The organism is Antarctobacter sediminis (genome assembly GCF_019218285.1).
In the GTDB taxonomy this organism is placed as follows: Bacteria; Pseudomonadota; Alphaproteobacteria; order Rhodobacterales; family Rhodobacteraceae; genus Antarctobacter; species Antarctobacter sediminis.
In genome coordinates this window covers 1-1,243 of the sequence record NZ_JAHUZG010000019.1, presented here as the reverse complement: position 1 = coordinate 1,243, position 1,243 = coordinate 1, and the positions used below count along the sequence as shown (strand labels likewise).

The 1,243-nt window shown below is 62.3% G+C and carries 1 protein-coding gene; it reads left to right on the top strand.

Going from position 1 to position 1,243, the window contains the following annotated elements; translation table 11 throughout:
* The coding region (gene tuf, locus KJP30_RS24820) for an elongation factor Tu (RefSeq protein ID WP_218452246.1) at positions 1-1,176 on the top strand (1,176 nt) is incomplete at its 5' end.
* Between the last annotated feature and the right edge of the window lie 67 nt (positions 1,177-1,243).

Genomic DNA, 1,243 nt, shown 5'->3' with positions numbered 1-1,243 from the left:
ATGGCAAAGGAAAAGTTTGAACGCGGCAAGCCGCACTGCAACATCGGCACCATCGGTCACGTTGACCATGGCAAGACCACGCTGACGGCTGCGATCACGAAGTACTTCGGTGACTTCAAGGCGTATGACCAGATTGACGGCGCGCCCGAAGAGAAAGCGCGCGGGATCACCATCTCGACCGCGCACGTGGAATACGAGACCGAGGCACGTCACTACGCGCACGTCGACTGCCCCGGCCACGCCGACTACGTGAAGAACATGATCACCGGTGCCGCCCAGATGGACGGCGCGATCCTGGTGGTGAACGCGGCTGACGGCCCGATGCCGCAGACGCGCGAGCACATCCTGCTGGGCCGCCAGGTGGGTATCCCCGCCATGGTCGTGTTCCTGAACAAAGTCGACCAGGTGGACGACGAGGAACTGCTTGAGCTGGTGGAAATGGAAGTCCGCGAGCTTCTGTCCGAGTACGACTTCCCGGGCGACGACATTCCGATCATCGCGGGCTCGGCGCTTGCGGCGATGGAAGGCCGTGATCCGGAAATCGGCGAGAACAAGATCAAGGAACTGATGGCCGCCGTGGATGAGTACATCCCGCAGCCGGAACGTGCCGTTGACCAGCCCTTCCTGATGCCGATCGAAGACGTGTTCTCGATCTCGGGTCGTGGTACGGTTGTGACCGGCCGTGTCGAGCGTGGCGTGATCAACGTTGGCGACGAAATCGAGATCGTGGGCATCCGCGACACCTCGAAGACGACCTGCACCGGCGTTGAAATGTTCCGCAAGCTGCTGGACCGCGGCGAAGCCGGCGACAACATCGGCGCGCTGCTGCGCGGTGTCGACCGTGAAGGCGTCGAGCGTGGCCAGGTTCTCTGCAAGCCGGGTTCCGTGACCCCGCACACCGAATTCGAGTGTGAGGTCTATATCCTGACCAAGGAAGAAGGCGGCCGTCACACGCCGTTCTTCAAGAACTACCGTCCGCAGTTCTACTTCCGGACCACCGACGTGACCGGTACGGTTTCGCTGCCGGAAGGCACCGAGATGGTGATGCCGGGCGACAACCTGAAGTTCAACGTCGAGCTGATCGCACCGATCGCGATGGAAGACGGCCTGCGCTTCGCCATCCGTGAAGGTGGCCGGACCGTGGGTTCGGGCGTTGTCTCGAAGATCCTGAAGTAAGACGGGTTCCCCCCGCCTTCGGCACCGACAAACACGAAGGGCGCCGCCAATCGGAGGCGCCCTTTCG